The 15,053-nt window shown below is 66.8% G+C and carries 14 protein-coding genes; 2 read left to right on the forward strand and 12 right to left on the reverse strand.

Features of this window, described 5'->3' with window-relative positions; translation table 11 throughout:
* Nucleotides 1-80 precede the first annotated feature (80 nt).
* From LQV16_RS09050 to LQV16_RS09065, 4 genes are all read right to left on the reverse strand, one after another.
* Nucleotides 81-1,241, reverse strand: coding sequence for a glycerate kinase (locus LQV16_RS09050; protein WP_229993555.1), 1,161 nt, complete (start codon nt 1,239-1,241; stop codon nt 81-83).
* A gap of 1 nt (nt 1,242) precedes the next feature.
* On the reverse strand, nt 1,243-2,709 hold the full coding sequence (gene dctA, locus LQV16_RS09055; protein ID WP_229993556.1) for a C4-dicarboxylate transporter DctA: 1,467 nt from the start codon (nt 2,707-2,709) through the stop codon (nt 1,243-1,245).
* Between the two features lie 113 nt (nt 2,710-2,822).
* The gene (locus LQV16_RS09060) at nt 2,823-3,920 is read right to left on the reverse strand and encodes a tartrate dehydrogenase (protein ID WP_229993557.1); all 1,098 of its coding nucleotides are present in this window, start codon (nt 3,918-3,920) and stop codon (nt 2,823-2,825) included.
* A 117-nt stretch (nt 3,921-4,037) separates the two neighbouring features.
* The gene (locus LQV16_RS09065; RefSeq protein ID WP_229993558.1) at nt 4,038-4,952 is read right to left on the reverse strand and encodes a LysR family transcriptional regulator; all 915 of its coding nucleotides are present in this window, start codon (nt 4,950-4,952) and stop codon (nt 4,038-4,040) included.
* Nucleotides 4,953-5,214: 262 nt separating this feature from the next.
* Between LQV16_RS09065 and LQV16_RS09070 the strand changes: the two genes are divergently transcribed.
* Both LQV16_RS09070 and LQV16_RS09075 read left to right on the forward strand, forming a co-directional pair.
* Complete coding sequence (locus LQV16_RS09070; RefSeq protein ID WP_229993559.1) at nt 5,215-6,732, forward strand: CYTH and CHAD domain-containing protein; 1,518 nt, start codon at nt 5,215-5,217, stop codon at nt 6,730-6,732.
* 29 nt (nt 6,733-6,761) lie between these two features.
* Nucleotides 6,762-7,700 (forward strand): 5'-3' exonuclease, encoded by a 939-nt coding sequence (locus tag LQV16_RS09075; protein ID WP_229993560.1) that lies wholly within the window; start codon nt 6,762-6,764, stop codon nt 7,698-7,700.
* 82 nt (nt 7,701-7,782) lie between these two features.
* On the opposite strand, the gene LQV16_RS09080 is transcribed toward LQV16_RS09075, so the two are convergent.
* From LQV16_RS09080 to LQV16_RS09115, 8 genes are all read right to left on the reverse strand, one after another.
* Nucleotides 7,783-7,959 carry a CsbD family protein gene (locus tag LQV16_RS09080; protein WP_229993561.1) on the reverse strand — a complete coding sequence of 59 codons (177 nt, stop codon included), beginning with the start codon at nt 7,957-7,959 and terminating at the stop codon, nt 7,783-7,785.
* A 152-nt stretch (nt 7,960-8,111) separates the two neighbouring features.
* On the reverse strand, nt 8,112-8,264 hold the full coding sequence (locus LQV16_RS09085) for a hypothetical protein (RefSeq protein WP_229993562.1): 153 nt from the start codon (nt 8,262-8,264) through the stop codon (nt 8,112-8,114).
* 194 nt (nt 8,265-8,458) lie between these two features.
* Nucleotides 8,459-9,076 (reverse strand): PadR family transcriptional regulator, encoded by a 618-nt coding sequence (locus tag LQV16_RS09090; protein WP_229993563.1) that lies wholly within the window; start codon nt 9,074-9,076, stop codon nt 8,459-8,461.
* A 345-nt stretch (nt 9,077-9,421) separates the two neighbouring features.
* Entirely contained in the window at nt 9,422-10,498 is a 1,077-nt protein-coding gene (locus tag LQV16_RS09095) for a cation diffusion facilitator family transporter (RefSeq protein WP_229993564.1), read from the reverse strand.
* A complete protein-coding gene (locus LQV16_RS09100; protein ID WP_229993565.1) occupies nt 10,495-10,872 on the reverse strand; it encodes a metalloregulator ArsR/SmtB family transcription factor in 378 nt (125 codons plus the stop codon). Before LQV16_RS09100 ends, LQV16_RS09095 begins: the two co-directional genes overlap by 4 nt.
* 121 nt (nt 10,873-10,993) lie before the next feature.
* Nucleotides 10,994-12,193, reverse strand: a complete 1,200-nt coding sequence (locus LQV16_RS09105) for a fumarylacetoacetate hydrolase family protein (protein ID WP_229993566.1) — start codon at nt 12,191-12,193, stop codon at nt 10,994-10,996.
* Nucleotides 12,190-13,677, reverse strand: a complete 1,488-nt coding sequence (locus tag LQV16_RS09110) for an aldehyde dehydrogenase (NADP(+)) (protein ID WP_229993567.1) — start codon at nt 13,675-13,677, stop codon at nt 12,190-12,192. Before LQV16_RS09110 ends, LQV16_RS09105 begins: the two co-directional genes overlap by 4 nt.
* Nucleotides 13,674-15,020 (reverse strand): enolase C-terminal domain-like protein, encoded by a 1,347-nt coding sequence (locus LQV16_RS09115; RefSeq protein ID WP_229993568.1) that lies wholly within the window; start codon nt 15,018-15,020, stop codon nt 13,674-13,676. Before LQV16_RS09115 ends, LQV16_RS09110 begins: the two co-directional genes overlap by 4 nt.
* Nucleotides 15,021-15,053 lie beyond the last annotated feature (33 nt).

Here is a 15,053-nt window from a genome sequence, read left to right on the forward strand (position 1 = left end):
GCCGCCCCTTCGGAGAGTCCAGAAACGCCCGCCCGGGATAGCCCCGGGCGGGCGTTTCTGCGTGGTGCAGTGTGTCAGGCCTAGAGCAGGCTGGAGCCGATGTCCTTTCCGATCCGGCGGAGCAGCGCGGCGGAAAGGCCGGGGTCATTGGCGGAATCCTGGTCCGTGTAGTCGGCCAGAGTGTAGACCCGGGTCAGGTCCATTTCGGACCACCGTTCCTGGGGCAGGAGGGAGCGGCCGGCGACGGCGATGACCGGACGGGATCCGGACCGCCGGGCGACGGCCGCCGGCAGCTTCCCGGCAAGGGTCTGCTCGTCGAGGCTGCCTTCGCCGGTGACGACGACGTCACAGGTGTCCTTGCGGGCATTGAAGTCCAGCAGGTCCAGGAAGTAGTCGGCGCCGGAGACCTGCTTTGCCCCGAGCAGCAGGCACGCGTAGCCGATTCCTCCGGCGCTGCCGGCGCCGTCGTGCTGGGCGAGCCGGTCCGCCTCGGTGATTCCCGCCGCTGTGAGCCCGGTGACGAAATGTTCGAGGCCCTTGTCGAGGGAGGCGATCTCCTCGGGTCCGGCGCCTTTTTGGGGGCCGAAGACCGCCGGTGCGCCGTGGGCGCCGAGCAGCGGGTTGTGGACGTCGCTGGCGACGACGAGCTCGGTGTCGGCAAGTTCGGGGAGGGCGGTCCGCTGGATGCTGTGGATCTGTGCCAGCGCCCCGCCGCTGCCGTAGAGCTGGCGGCCGTCGGCGTCCCGGAAGCTGTACCCGAGGGCGGTGAGCATTCCCATGCCGCCGTCCGTGCTGACGCTGCCGCCCAGGGCCAGAACGATCCTGGCCGGTTTCAGGCTGAGGGCGAACAGGACAGCTTCGCCGAAGCCGCGGCTGGAGGCACCCAGCGGATCCAGTGTTCCGCCGGGCAGGAGTCCCAGGCCGCAGGTGTTGGCCACCTCGACGACGGCGGTGGCGCCGTCGAACGCGATGCTGGCCTGGACGGGCTGGCCGGTGGGTCCTGAGACGGTGTAGCTGCGCCGGGTGAAGCCGGAGGCGACGGCGGCGTCGACGCTGCCGTCACCTCCGTCCGCCAGTGGAAGCAGTTCGCAGTGGATCGTCCCGGCCGCGCCGGTGAAACCAGAGGCGGAGCGGAGTCCTGCTGCCAGGGCATCGGCCACCTCACCGGCCGTGAGGCTGCCCTTGAACTTGTCGGGTGCGATCAGGGCTCGCACGCGTTTCGGGGCGGTTGTGGTGAACATGTCAGATGCTTTTCGAGTAGGCAGGGCGCCGGTCATCACTGGAGGCGGGGGCGTCATCGGCCGGTTCTGCGTGCTGGGGACTGGCCGTGCGGGGATCGTGGGCGGTCAGGTCAGCAGCGATGTCCGTGAACTCGTCGAGGGGTGTCGGATCCTCGCTGGGCAGGGGCTCAACCACTTCGCCGTTGAAGACTCGGCGGACACGGTCCGCGTCCAGCGTCCGGTCCCACCAGGCGATGAACAGTGTGGCGACGGCGTTGCCGGTGAAGTTCACCAGGGCCCGGCATTCGGACATGAACTTGTCGATGCCGAAGATGAGCATGATGCCGGCGGCCGGGATGGTGCCGATGGTGGCCAGGGTGGCGGTCAGGGCGATGAAGCCGCCGCCGGCGACGCCGGCCGCGCCCTTGGAGGTGAGCAGCATGACCGCGATCAGGCCCAGCTGCTGGCCGATGGTCAGCTCGGTGTTGGTGGCCTGGGCGATGTAGACGGCGGCCAGCGAAAGGTAGATGGCGGCGCCGTCGAGGTTGAAGCTGTAGCCGGTGGGAACGACGAGCCCGACGGTTTCCTTCTTGACCCCTGCGTGCTCAAGCTTGCGCATCAGGCCCGGCAGCGCCGGTTCGGCGGTGGAGGTGCCAAGGATGAGCAGGTACTCCTCCTTGAGGTGGCGGATCATCTTGAAGATGTTCAGCTTCAGGAAGGCCATGACGGATCCGAGGACCACGACGACGAACAGGATCGACGTGGCGTAGAACAGGGCGATCAGCCCGCCCATGCTGGAGAGGGACGAGACGCCGTACTTGCCGACGGCGAAGGCCATCGCGCCGAACGCGCCCAGCGGGGCGGCTTTCATGATGAAGCCCAGGATCTTGAACATGACCCCGGTGAGGCGCTGGACCCCGTCCAGGACGGGCGCCCCGACTTTGCCCGTGGCGTTCAGGGCGATGCCGAAGATCACGGCGATGAAGATGATCTGGAGGATGTCGCCCTCCACGAAGGGCGCGGCGATGCTGGTCGGGATGATGTGGGTCAGGAACTGCCACCATTCCTGGTGGGCGCCGGTTTCGATGAGCTTGGCCGCGGAGTCCGTGGTCTTGATGGCGCTGGCGTCGGCGTTGACGCCCTCGCCGAGGCGGAAGATGTTGATGGCGACCAGGCCGAAGAGCAGGGCGAAGATGGTGCCGATCTGAAAGTACGTCAGGGCCTTCAGGCCGGTCATGCCGACCTTTTTCAGGTCCGCGACGCTGGCGATGCCGCCGACGATGGTCAGGAACACGATGGGACCGATCAGCATCCTCATGGCGTTGACGAACGTGGTGCCGATCGGTTCCAGGGCGATGCCGGCGGCGGGCGCGAGCCAGCCCACGAGAATGCCGAGGACGATTCCGGTCAATACCCAGAAGTACAGCTGCCTGTACCAGCGTGTCTTGGGGGCCGGCGTTGCCGCGCCCGGGGTGGTGATGGGTCCCATGATTCCTACCTCATTGTGGAATGTGATTGCCGGTGGTGTTTGAAGAATGAAAGAGCTGGGCCGGGCGGGCGGCGGCGACGGTGCGCGGCGCCGCCCGCCCGAACGTGGTCTGGCTAGACGGCGGCCAGGGTGTGGGCGAGGGCCTTGATGATGGCGTCGGTGACGTCATCGGTGTTGGCTTCGCCGCCGACGTCGCGTGTCAGGTGGCCGGCGGCCGTGGTCTGTTCGATGGCGGCCTCGATGCGGCGGGCTTCCTCGTGCAGGCCGAAGTGGTCCAGCATCAGGGCGGCGCTGGCGATCGCGCCGATCGGGTTACTGATACCCTTGCCGGCGATATCCGGCGCGGAGCCGTGGACCGGTTCGAACATGGACGGGAAGCGGCGTTCCGGGTTCAGGTTAGCGCTGGCCGCCAGGCCGAGGCTCCCGGCCAGGGCCGAGCCGAGGTCCGAGAGGATGTCCGCGTTCAGGTTCGAGGCGACGACGACGGAGAGTTCTTCCGGGTGCAGGATGAACTTGGCGCTCATGGCGTCGACCAGGACGCTTTCGGTGGCCACGTCCGGGTAGTCCAGGGCCACTCGCTGGAAGGTTTCGTCCCAGAGGACCATGCCGTACTGCTGGGCGTTGGACTTGGTGACGGAGGAGACCTTCTTCACGGTGCGGGTCCGGGCGAGGTCGAAGGCGAAGCGCATGATCCGCTCGCAGCCCTTTTCGGTGAAGAGGGCGGTCTGGAGGGCCACCTCGTTGCCGGGGCCGCGGCCGCTGAGGTTCCGTCCGCCCAGGCCGGCGTACTCGCCTTCGCTGTTTTCGCGGACCACGATCCAGTCGAGCTCGGTGTGATCGGCCTTGCGCAGCGGGGACTGGACGCCGGGCAGGAACTTCACCGGGCGGATGTTGGCCCACTGGTCGAAGTTCTGCGTGATGTTCAGGCGCAGGCCCCAGAGGCTGATGTGGTCCGGGACGTTCTCCCAGCCGACGGCACCGAAGTAGATGGCGTCAAAGTCCTTGAGGACTTCCAGGCCGTTCGGGTCCATCATCTGGCCGGTCTTTTCGTAGTAGCCGCAGCCCCACGGGAACTCGGTCCACTCGAAGGCGAACTTGCCGCCGGAATTCTCGGCAAGGGCATCCAGGACGCGGCGGCCGGCGGAGACGACTTCCTTGCCCACGCCGTCGGCGGGGATAGAAGCGATGCTGAATTTCTGGGTGGCGCTCATGTGCCTACCTCCTCGTTGAGTGTGTTAGCAGCGTCACACTGCTTGTCCTCTTCAAGTAGACGGTCCGGCACCAGCCGCCGTCCAAGACCAAGATTCGATACGGTAAATAGGCTCAACCTATTGGTCGACGGCCTGCGGGCCTCCTGCCGCTGCCACATGCAGCTCTGCGACCGCCAGGAAGGCCTTGGCGGCGGGCGTCAGGCCGTCCTTCCGGCTCAGGATGGCGACGTCCAGATGGGACACCGGTTCGATCAGCAGGGTCCGCAACCCTGACTTGTGCGCCAGCGGCGCCCACGATGAGGGCATCACGGCGTGGCCCACCCCGGCCAGGACCAGCGGCAGGATCGAGGTCCGGTGCGCGACCTCCACCACGATTTCAGTGTTGACGCCGCGGGCCAGCGCATCATCGACCAGCCAGCGCATCAGGGATCCGCGCTGGCTGGCGATCAGCCGGTGCCCGCCCAGATCCTCACTCTGAATCGCCGGCCCCGGGCCGAACGTGTCCGCCTGCGGGTTGACGATGAGGATCAGCGGCTGGCGCTCCAGCTCCAGGACCTGGACGCCCGGGACCCGGACGGGGTTTGGGGATCCGGCCAGGCCGATCTCGGTGCTGCCGCTGCGGACGGACTCAACGACCTCCTCGGGCGTGAACGCGGCACTGACGTTAAGCCGCACCGACGGATGCGCCCGGGTGTACTCGGCGATCATCGACGTCAGCGGCTCGATGCCGGGGGAGGGCATGGTGACAATGTCCAACCGCCCGCTCCGCACGCCCCGCAGCGCCTGCACCGCGGACTGCGCGGCATCGAGGTCCCGCATGACGAGCCGGGCCGGCCCGACGAGTTCCTTGCCCGCTTCGCTGAGCACCGCACGGCGGCCGATGCGGTGAAAGAGCGGCACCCCCAGGTCCTTTTCCAGGCCCGCGATGGTCTGTGAGAGTGACGGCTGGGCGATGAGCAGGTGCTCCGCGGCGCGGCTGAATCCGTCGTGGTCAACGACGGCCAGAAAATACTTCAGCTTCCGGGTGTCCACGCCAGCTCCTTCACCGGTCCGGTCCTGGGGCTCCGGCCGCCCCGGATATCACGCCCGAGGGCGGCCAAGCGTGGGGCGCGGAAGCATAGATAGCTTACGCCTGTCAGGACGGGGCCGCTCAGCTGACCTGCACTGATGACTGGTCTGGCTGCAACCCCCGGGCCTAGAATCGGGCTGGGCGCAACAGGCCAAGGCACCGGCCGGACACGCCCGCCCGAGGATCAAGTCCATGTTCCAGCGGTGCCAGTAGAGGGGGCCTGCCATGGACACCACCGGAAAACTTGAAACGGAACAAAAGTACGACGCCGAAACCTCCTCAGCGCTTCCAGACCTGCGGGAAATCGAGGGTGTGGACCACGTCGCGGAGCCGGCGACGGATCATCTTGAGGCTGTGTACTTCGACACCCGGTCCCTGGCCCTCGCCGCACGGCGCCTGACCCTGCGGCGCCGCACGGGGGGAACGGATGAGGGCTGGCACCTCAAGCTTCCCGCCGGCACGGACCAGCGGGAGGAAATCCACGCACCCTTGGGCCAGCCGGAGACCGTACCGGAAGAACTGTCCGATCATCTGCAGGTATTCACCCGGGGCGATGAACTGGTGCCCGTCGCCCGGCTGAGTACGCGACGCACCACCTACCGGCTCTACGGACCCGGCGGTGAGCACCTGGCCGACTTCGCCGACGACGTTGTCCATGCCGAGGCCCTGCAGCCGCCAGGGCCGGCCCTGGACTGGCGTGAATGGGAGCTCGAACTCGTCCACGGACCCCGGGAGTTCCTCGACGCTGCCGCCGAAACCCTGACGTCCACGGGAGCGAGCCACTCCGTCTTTCCTTCCAAACTTGCCCGCACTTTTGGCGATGCGTGGCCAGCCGGGCTCGGCCCCCGGGCCGGAAAACCCCGGAAGAAAGGACCGGCAGTCGACGTCGTGACGGCCTATCTCGATGCAAGGATCGAAGACTTCATCGCCAATGATCCCGGCGTCCGGCTGGGGACACCGGATTCCGTCCACAAGATGCGGTCCGCGACCCGCCGGGCGCGCTCAGCCCTGGCCACCTATCGCAAACTCTTCAACCGCTCAGCGGTCCGGGAACTCCAGTCTGAACTGAAGTGGCTGGGCCAGATCCTGGGTCCGGCGCGCGATGCCGAAGTCATGCTGGAGCGGCTTCGCCGGCACGTCATGGAACTCCCCGAAAAACAGAGGTCCGGCTCCTTGAACCAGATGATCGAACAGGAGTTGGTCGCAGCCCACAACGCAGGTTACAGAAACGTCCTGAAGACCCTCGGGACCGCTCGCTATTTCCGTCTTCTTGGCTCCCTTGAGGAGTTCCGGGACCACCCGCCTGCCAAGCCTCGCGCCTTCCGCCCGGCGCGCAAAGTGACGGCCAAGCTGGTCAACAGGGCAGCAGAGCGGGTGGAGCGTTCCCGGAGGGCCGTCAAACGCTCCGCCGGCCGGACCTCCCGCGACACGGCGCTGCACGAGGTGCGAAAGGATGCCAAGCGCCTGCGCCACGCGGGCGAATCGGTCACGGAAATCCACGGCAAACGCGCCGTCAAACTCACGAAGTCCGCTGGACGGCTCCAGACAGTCCTCGGCGACCATCAGGACAGCGTCATGGCAACAGCCCTGCTGGGGAGACTGGCGGCCACCCCGGACCTGACCGCCGACACTGACCTCGGCTTCCAGGGTTTGCTGGAGATGGAAGAACGCATTGCCCGGAAAACGGAGAAGAAAGCCCGCAAGGCAGGGAAGAAGCTTCGCGGCCTGCGCCTCCGTTCCTGATTCGCGACGTTTCCGTGTCAGGATCAGTTATGACCGACCGTCTGATGCTGCTCGACACCGCGTCGCTGTACTTTCGCGCGTTCTACGGGGTACCCGACACCATCCGCCGTGCCGACGGCACCCCGGTGAACGCCGTCCGCGGGCTGCTCGACATGATCGCGCGGCTGACCACCGACTACGGCGCGACGCACCTCATTGCGTGCTGGGATGACGACTGGCGTCCGCAGTGGCGGGTGGACCTCATCCCGAGCTACAAATCGCATCGAGTTGCCGAGGTGGTGGCCGACGCCCCCGATGTGGAGATCGTGCCGGACGCGCTCGAGGCGCAGATTCCGATGATCCGCCGGGTGCTCGGGCTCGCCGGCATCGCCGTCGTCGGGGCTGTCGAGCATGAGGCCGACGATGTCATCGGCACCTACGCCAGCCACGCCGAGCTTCCGGTCGACGTGGTGACGGGCGACCGCGACCTCTTCCAGGTCGTCGACGACGCCCGCCACGTGCAGGTGATCTACACCGCGCGCGGCATGAAGAACCTCGAAGTCCTGACCGACGCCGTCGTCGTCGGCAAGTACCGCGTGCTGCCCGGGCAGTATGCCGACTACGCGACCCTGCGCGGCGACAGCTCCGACGGGTTGCCGGGCGTCGCCGGCATCGGCGAGAAAACCGCCGCGTCGCTGCTCGGGGAGTACGGCACGCTTGACGGGCTGCTCGCGGCTGCCGCTGACGCAGAAAGCGGGCTCTCCGCATCCGTACGGTCGAAGCTCGCCGCGGCGGCGGACTACCTCGCGGTCGCGCCCGCCGTCGTGAAGATCGTGCGGGACCTGGAACTGCCGACGCTCGAGGAGGCCGGCGCGCAACTGCACCCAGTCCTCGGCGGTTCCCGGGCCGATCTTGAGCGTCTCGCCAAAGAGTGGAACCTCGGCGGCTCGGTCGGGCGGCTCCTTGAGGCACTCGACCTGCTCCGTTAGGGAAAGTCCTTGGATTGTGTGGTCAAAAGGCCGGGGCGGAGGTGCGATACGGATCGCACCTCCGCCCTCCGGAGGCCTGTTTTCAGTGTTTCTTGAAGGCGTCCTTGACTTTTTCGCCGGCCTGCTTCAGGTCTGCTTTGACGTGATGGCTTTTGCCCTCTGCCTTCATCTTATCGTCGCCGGTGGCTTTGCCGGCCGTCTCTTTGCCTTTGCCGTGGAGTTTCTCGGCGGCATTGTGGATCTTGTCACCCAGGCCCATGATGATCCTCCTTATTTGGTCGCCCCCGCGACGTGAATGCCATGGAGGCCACAGTTAATTGTAGGGACAGATGTGCCGAAAGTGGGGGCGATGACCCGACACCATTTGCGGCGGTCCGGGGCCACCGTGCGGCCCTGGGAAACCTGTCAGGATCAAGCGATCAGGGTATGCAGATCCACTCCGAAGATGGCTACAAGGGGCCAGAGGATAATTGCCGCCAGGCCTTCCACAATGTTGCCGGGAATGTTCCAGGCCACTAGATAGCCGTGGGTGGCGGCGACCACGACGCCGATGGCCAGATACACGGTCCCGATCAGACCTATTCCGCGCCCGCCAGATTGGCGCCTGCCTATTCCGCGCATCATCGCTCTTTTCCCGCTGCGGGGTGTGGCTCTAACTATATTGTTGCCGGGTCATTTGCGGGAGGGGCCATTGGCACCATTGGCAGGGGGCCGCGCCCGAAGCCAACGCATGGAACTCGGGGCCGTAAACGGGGGTGTTAGTCGGCGAGGATGCGGTAGAGCGCGCGGCGGGTGTCATCGATTACTTCCATGGCGGCAGTGCGTTGTTCCTCGGTCGCCGAGAAGCGGAACTGGTGGATGACTCCCATGAGCTTTCCCACGCTCTGGTGAAACGCCGGCCCGGATCCTTGGGGATCGGTGTTCCACGCGTTCCCCAGCTCCTCGGCGTGATCGGCCACGTAAGCCTTGCCCGCGTCGGTGAGGGTGAACTCGGTGCGCCGTCCGTCACCCACGGGCGCGATCAGCTCCTCATCAACGAGCTGCTGGAGCGTCGGGTAGACGGAGCCCGGGCTCGGACGCCAGGCTCCCGACGTCTTGTCGGCAATTGTCTTGATCAGGCCGTAGCCGTTGGACGGTGATTCGGCCAAGAGGGAGAGAATCGCGGAGCGAACATCGCCCCTGTTGGCCCGCCGCGAACCGCCGGGACCGAATCCCGGTCCGAAACCCGGTCCGAATCCTGGCCCGAAACCCGGCCCAAACCCGCGGCCCGGCCCGAATCCGCCGTGTCCGTGGGGTCCGCGACAGCTCCTGCCGCGCCCGAAGCGTCCCAGCGCGGGTCCGCCGTCCGTTAATTTGTCGTCGTGATTGCCTTTCATAACAACATCGTCCTTCCACTTCACTTGAATCTCACTGATGGTCGCCGATCCTTCGGCGATAATTAACGATATATCGGTGAGTGTCGCCGGTCAACGGTCCATCCGACTGGTATTTCGCTGACAGTGGGGAGGTTGCCGGCCGCCGCCGGACCCAGGGCCGACAGTCCGTGCCATCGCCTCGACGCTGAAATGTTCCAGCCGGGCACCCTTCGCGGATTCGCCCAGCCGGACAGATCAATCAGCACCCGATCACGGGCCGAAGCCGCGGGAAGCCGCGGTCACTTCTGTTCGTGGTCTCTGAAAGTGATTCGGAGCGGCCGGGGTGCAGGGCCGGACGTGCAGGCTTTAGACCGGCCCTGCCTGGGTGAACGTGGGCACCATTGTCACGGATCCCACGTTCGGGAGTGCGTGGCGGGTGGCGTGGTCGATTTCGTCGTGGAGAGTGGCAAGTTCCCCTAAAGCGGTGATCGCGGTCATGGGGATGGAGACCTCGACGTGGAGCCGGTGGCCGGACCAGCGCAGCCGGGACGTTGCGCCCTCGGGGGCGTGGGCGGTGACAACTGCTGCCAGGCGGTCCGTCAGGTTCGGGTCGACGCCGTCCATGAGCCGGCGCCCGATGTCGCGAATGGTTCCCCACAGCAGCACGGCGATTGCTGCGGAGATGAGCAGGCCCACGATCGGGTCCGCGAGGGGGAACCCGAGCCATATGCCGATGACTCCGGCGACGACGGCCAGTGAGGTGAACCCGTCGGTGCGGGCGTGAATGCCATCGGCCACGAGCGCGGCGGAGCCGATCCGTCGTCCCACGCGGATCCTGTAGATCGCGACGAGTTCGTTGCCGGCAAAGCCCACCAGCCCGGCGGCGAGCACCCAGCCCAGGTTCTGGACCGGCTGGGGTTCAAAGAAGCGGCGGAGGGATTCGACGGCGGCCACGACGGCCGAGAGTGCGATCATCGCCACGATGAACAGCCCTGCGAGGTCCTCGGCACGACCGAACCCGTAGGTAAACGTCCGGGTCGCGCGGCGGCGTCCGAGCAGAAAAGCGATCCACAGCGGCACGGCGGTCAGGGCATCGGAAAAATTGTGGACCGTGTCCGCCAGCAATGCCACGGAGTCGCTGACGAGCACGATGACCAGCTGGAACAGCGACGTGGCCCCCAGCCCGAGCAGGGATACCTTGACGGCGCGAATGCCCTGGGAGCTGGTCTCCAGGGCTGAGTCGATCGAGTCGGCCGAGTCATGGGAGTGCGGCACGAAGAGCTCCTGCAGCCACCCCTTGAACCCGGTCGCGTGAACATGCCCGTGCGGGCCGTGGTGGTGGTCGCCGTCGTGAGCTTGAAGGTCGCCCTTGCCAACGCCGTGTTCAGAGTAAGCGTGCGTGTGCCGGTGGACGTCGTGGCCGGGATGCATCGGCTGGCTCATGCGCCGGCCTCCCTCTTGAGGCTGTGCGGAGCGATGGTGTGATGCGGAGCTGTGCCGAGGGTGTGTTCGGCCTGGTGAATCGCGTCGGCCACAAGCTGCCAGGCGTGCCCGTCCTGCAGGCGGTAGTAGACCTTGGTGCCTTCCTGCCGGGTGGCGACCATGCGCGCCAGCCGCATCTTGGCCAGATGCTGGGAAACCGCAGCCGCCGATTTCCCCGCCTTTTCGGCGAGCACGTTGACGGGCAGCTCGCCGTGGCGCAGGGCCAGGATCAGCCTGACCCGGGTGGCGTCGGCCAGCATGGCGAAAACCTCCACCGCCAGTTCAACGTACTGGCTGTCCGCCGTGAGGGTGCAAGCTTTGTTATCTGCATTCATACGCAGATACTTACATATAACTGCGCCTCTCTCAAGACGGCGGCCGCGCGCCGGGTGCGCGGCCGCCGTCGCTGGCCCCTCCTAGCAGGTCAAGCCTGGGCTTTCGGACGGGCGGGACGTGCTACCGGCCGCCGAGGGATACGGCTTGAACATGCTGTTGGGACTGCAGATAGCCGAACAGTTGCCGCAGCCCGAAGGACCATTCCGGCAACTCTTCCGCAGCGCCCACGAGGTTGATCAGGGCCCCGAGATGGCTGCTGCGGATCGTCACAACGTCTCCCATGTGGTGGGTGAACCCCTGCCCCGGCTCATCCCGGTCCTGGGTCGGGGCGAACAGCGTGCCTGTGAACAACGCGAACCCGTCCGGGTACTGATGGTGCTTCCCGAAAGTCGCCGCCACGAGTTCTTCGAACGGCCGGCTGATCCTGGCCACGGAGTTGCGGCCCTCCAGCGAATAGCCGTCCTGGCCCTCGACACGCAGCAGGATCTCTTCCTGGCGCAGCGTTTCCAGGCTGAACCCGTCATCGAACAGCCGGATCAGTGGGCCCAAAGCGCTGGAGGCATTGTTGTCCTTCGCCTTTCCCAGCAACAGGGCGCTCCTGCCCTCCACATCCCGGAGGTTCACGTCGTTGCCAAGCGTCGCGCCCACAACCTGACCGGCCGAGGTGACGATGAGCACCAGTTCCGGCTCGGGGTTGTTCCATGCGGAAAAGGACGGAATCCCGACTCCCGCGCCGAGCCCCACCGAGGACAGGACCGGGGCCTTCGTGAAGACCTCGGGGTCCGGTCCGATGCCCACCTCCAGGTACTGCGACCAGAGGCCCTCCGCGATCAGGACTTTTTTGGCCTCGGCCGCCGCCGGGGAGCCCGGGCGGATTGCGCCGATGCTGCCGCCGAGGGCGGTGGCCACCAGTTCCCGCATCTCTGTGGCCCTGCTGGCGTCTCCGCCGCAACGCTCCTCGATCACGCGCTCGATCATGCTGTCCACGAAGGTGACGCCGCAGGCCTTAACGACTTGCAGGTCCACTGGCGCCAGGAAGTGCGGACGCGTTGGGTCCTGCGCCAGGGATGCTTCGACGACGTCGGCGGTCTTCCAGCGCGCCGCATCCATCGCAGCACGGACGTCCGCCACAAGATCGGGACGTTCGAGGAGCTCAGAGACCGTCCCGGCCAGCTGGTGAAGGTCGAACACCCCCTCCTCCTGGACCGCGACCACCCGCGGTCCCGAGGTTTCAACGTCCCAGACACGGCCGATCAGCAATGCCTGCGCTGCATCGTCCGGGAGCACAGATGCTCCGCCGATGTTCAGGGGTGCGTTCATCGCTGAGCCTCGCTCCCGGGAAGTCCCTCTGCGATGACGGGCCGCCGCCACACTCCATCCACCCGCTGCGGCACGTTCCAGCCGTTGGCGTCCTGCAGCGGTTCGGGCAGCCGCGCTTCCGGGAACGACTGGTAAGCCACGGGCCGGAGGAATCGGCGGATGGCGGCCGTTCCCACCGATGTGGTGGCGGACGTCGTGGCGGGGTAGGGTCCGCCGTGGTGCTGGGCGTAGCTGACCGTGACCCCCGTGGGCCAGCCGTTCCAGAGCACGCGGCCACTGATGTCCGTCAACCGCGCGGCGAGGTCGGAGACGTCGTCGCCGGGCTCCGCCTGGACAGTGGTGGTCAGCTGTCCCTCAAGAAGTTCCGCGAGGGCGGGGAGTTCCGACTCGTCGCCGTACTCCACCACCAGGCTGGCCGGTCCGAACATTTCCTGCCGGAGGATCGACGGATCGCTGCGCACCGCAGCTGCAGTCGTGTGAAGCACGGTCGGCGCCGGCGTCTCGGCGAAGTCTCCTTCCACCAGGACCTCGACACCAGCGTTGCTCTGCAGGCGGGCCACAGACTGCCTGTAGCCGTCGTGCAGCCGCGAGCTCAGCAACTGAGTTGCGGCGAAGTCCGCCAGGGCGCCGCTGAGCACCCGCCGGACGAGGTCGGTCTGTCCGCGGGGAACAAACAGCAGCCCCGGCTTGGTGCAGAACTGGCCCATTCCCATGGTGAAGGAGCTGGCGTAGCCGCAGAGGATTTCCTCGCGCCGGGCCGCCCAGGCGCCCTCGGTCACGAAAACAGCATTGATGCCGCCCAGTTCGCCGAAGAACGGAATCGGTTCGGGCCGGGCCGCGGCACGGTCAAACAGGGCCCGTCCGCCCGCCGTCGAACCCGTAAACCCGATGGCCTTGACTGCGGGGTGGTCCACCAGGGCCTCCGCCGCGGGCCGGCCGGTGACGAGCGAGAACAGGCCGGAGGGTGCCCCGGCGGCGTCAAGTGCGGCGATAACGGTTTCGGCCGTGCGAACCGCAAGGTTCAGGTGTCCGTCGTGTGCCTTGTGCACGACGGCGCAGCCGGCGGCCAGGGCCGAGGCGCTATCACCGCCCATGACGCTGAAGGCGAAGGGGAAGTTGGACGCCCCGAAAACCCCGACGACGCCGATCGGCACGTTAAGCCGGCGCAGGTCCGGCCGCGGCCCCATGCCCCAGTCCGGGTCTGCGTGGTCGATGGTGGCGTCGAGGTGCTCGCCCTGACGGATTTCCGCCGCGAAGAGCCTGAGCTGGAAGACGGTGCGCTTCAATTCGCCCCGGAGCCGGGCGTCGCCCAGATGCGTTTCCTCGTGGGCGATTTCCACGAGCGAATCCGCGTCAGTCTCCAGGCCGGCGGCCGCTGCCTCCAGCCAAGACGCCCGGGTGTGGGGATCGGCCGCGCGGCCCTTTTCGAACGCGGCCTGGGCGGCATCGATACGCGCGTTGAGGTCCTCAAGAGCGGTTGTCATCGGACCGCCCCGGCTTCGGTCAGGGACGCGCCCGTGACGGCGGCGCGGCTTCCCACTTCCACCCATCCTGCCCCGGCGGGGAACTCCCAGCGGGAGCGGGAGGCGCTGAACATTTCGGCGCCGGTCCCCGGCAGTTCCGGGGCGGCGTACCGGCCGTTGATGATGCGGACCGGCTCGGCGAAGTGCTCGTGAAGATGGTCCACGTACTCGATCATCCGTCCGTCCTGGGTACCGCTGATGGCCGCGTAGTCGAAGAACGAGAAGTGCTGGACAAGTTCGCACAGCCCGACACCGCCGGCGTGCGGGCAGACCGGCACGTCGAAGCGGGCGGCGAGCAGGAGGTTGGCGATGTTCTCGTTCACGCCACCCACCCGCGTGGAATCCAGCTGGAGAACGTCGATGGCCCCGGCCTGCAGCAGCTGCTTGAAGACGATGCGGCTCGCTACCGCCTCGCCGGTGGCGACCCGCACGGGTGCAACACCCTTCCGGATCTCGGCATGGCCCAAAATGTCGTCCGTGCTCGTGGGCTCCTCGATCCAGTAGGGGCTGAACTCTGCCAGCTGGTTGACCCATTCGATGGCCTCGGAAACTTCCCACCGCTGGTTGGCGTCGATCGCGATCGGGAGGTCGCCGACGGCCGCCCGGGCCAGGGCCATGCGGCGGCGGTCATCGTTGAGGTCACCGCCCACCTTCAGCTTGATCATGGAGAAGCCGTCGGCGGCTGCCTTCTTGCTCAGCCTGACCAGTTTCTCGTCGCTGTAGCCGAGCCATCCGGGCGAAGTGGTGTACGCGGGATATCCCTCCACTTTGAGGGCCGCGATCCTGGCAGCCTTGCCGGCTTCGCCGGCCCGCAGGATGTCCAGCGCCTGCTCCGGGCTCAGGGCGTCGCGAATATGGGTGAAATCGACGACGTCGACAATTTCCTCGGCAGGCATCTCGCTGAGGAGGAGCCACAGCGGCTTGTTTTCACGCCGGGCGCGGATGTCCCAGAGGGCACTCACGAGCGCACCGCAGGCCATCTGCGTGACGCCCTTTTCCGGGCCGAGCCAGCGCAGCTGGGAATCGTGGATGAGCCGCTTTGAGGCGCCCCCGAGGTCGTAGATGAGTTCGTCGATGTCCCGGCCGACGAGCAGGCGGGCGTAGGCGTCGATGGCATGCGTGAGGATTTCGTTGCCGCGTCCGCAGCTGAACACAAAACCGTGGCCTTCGTCTCCCGCATCGGTGCGGATGACGACATAGGCGGCGGAGTAGTCGGGGTCAACATTGACCGCGTCGGAGCCATCGAGTTCCAGCGACGTGGGGAAGCGCACGTCCTGGGTGTGGATGGAGATGATGGAAGGCATGGATATCTTCTCTCAGATCAGTTCAATGAGTGG

The sequence above is a fragment of the Arthrobacter sp. Bi26 genome, from assembly GCF_918697925.1.
In the GTDB taxonomy this organism is placed as follows: Bacteria; Actinomycetota; Actinomycetes; order Actinomycetales; family Micrococcaceae; genus Arthrobacter.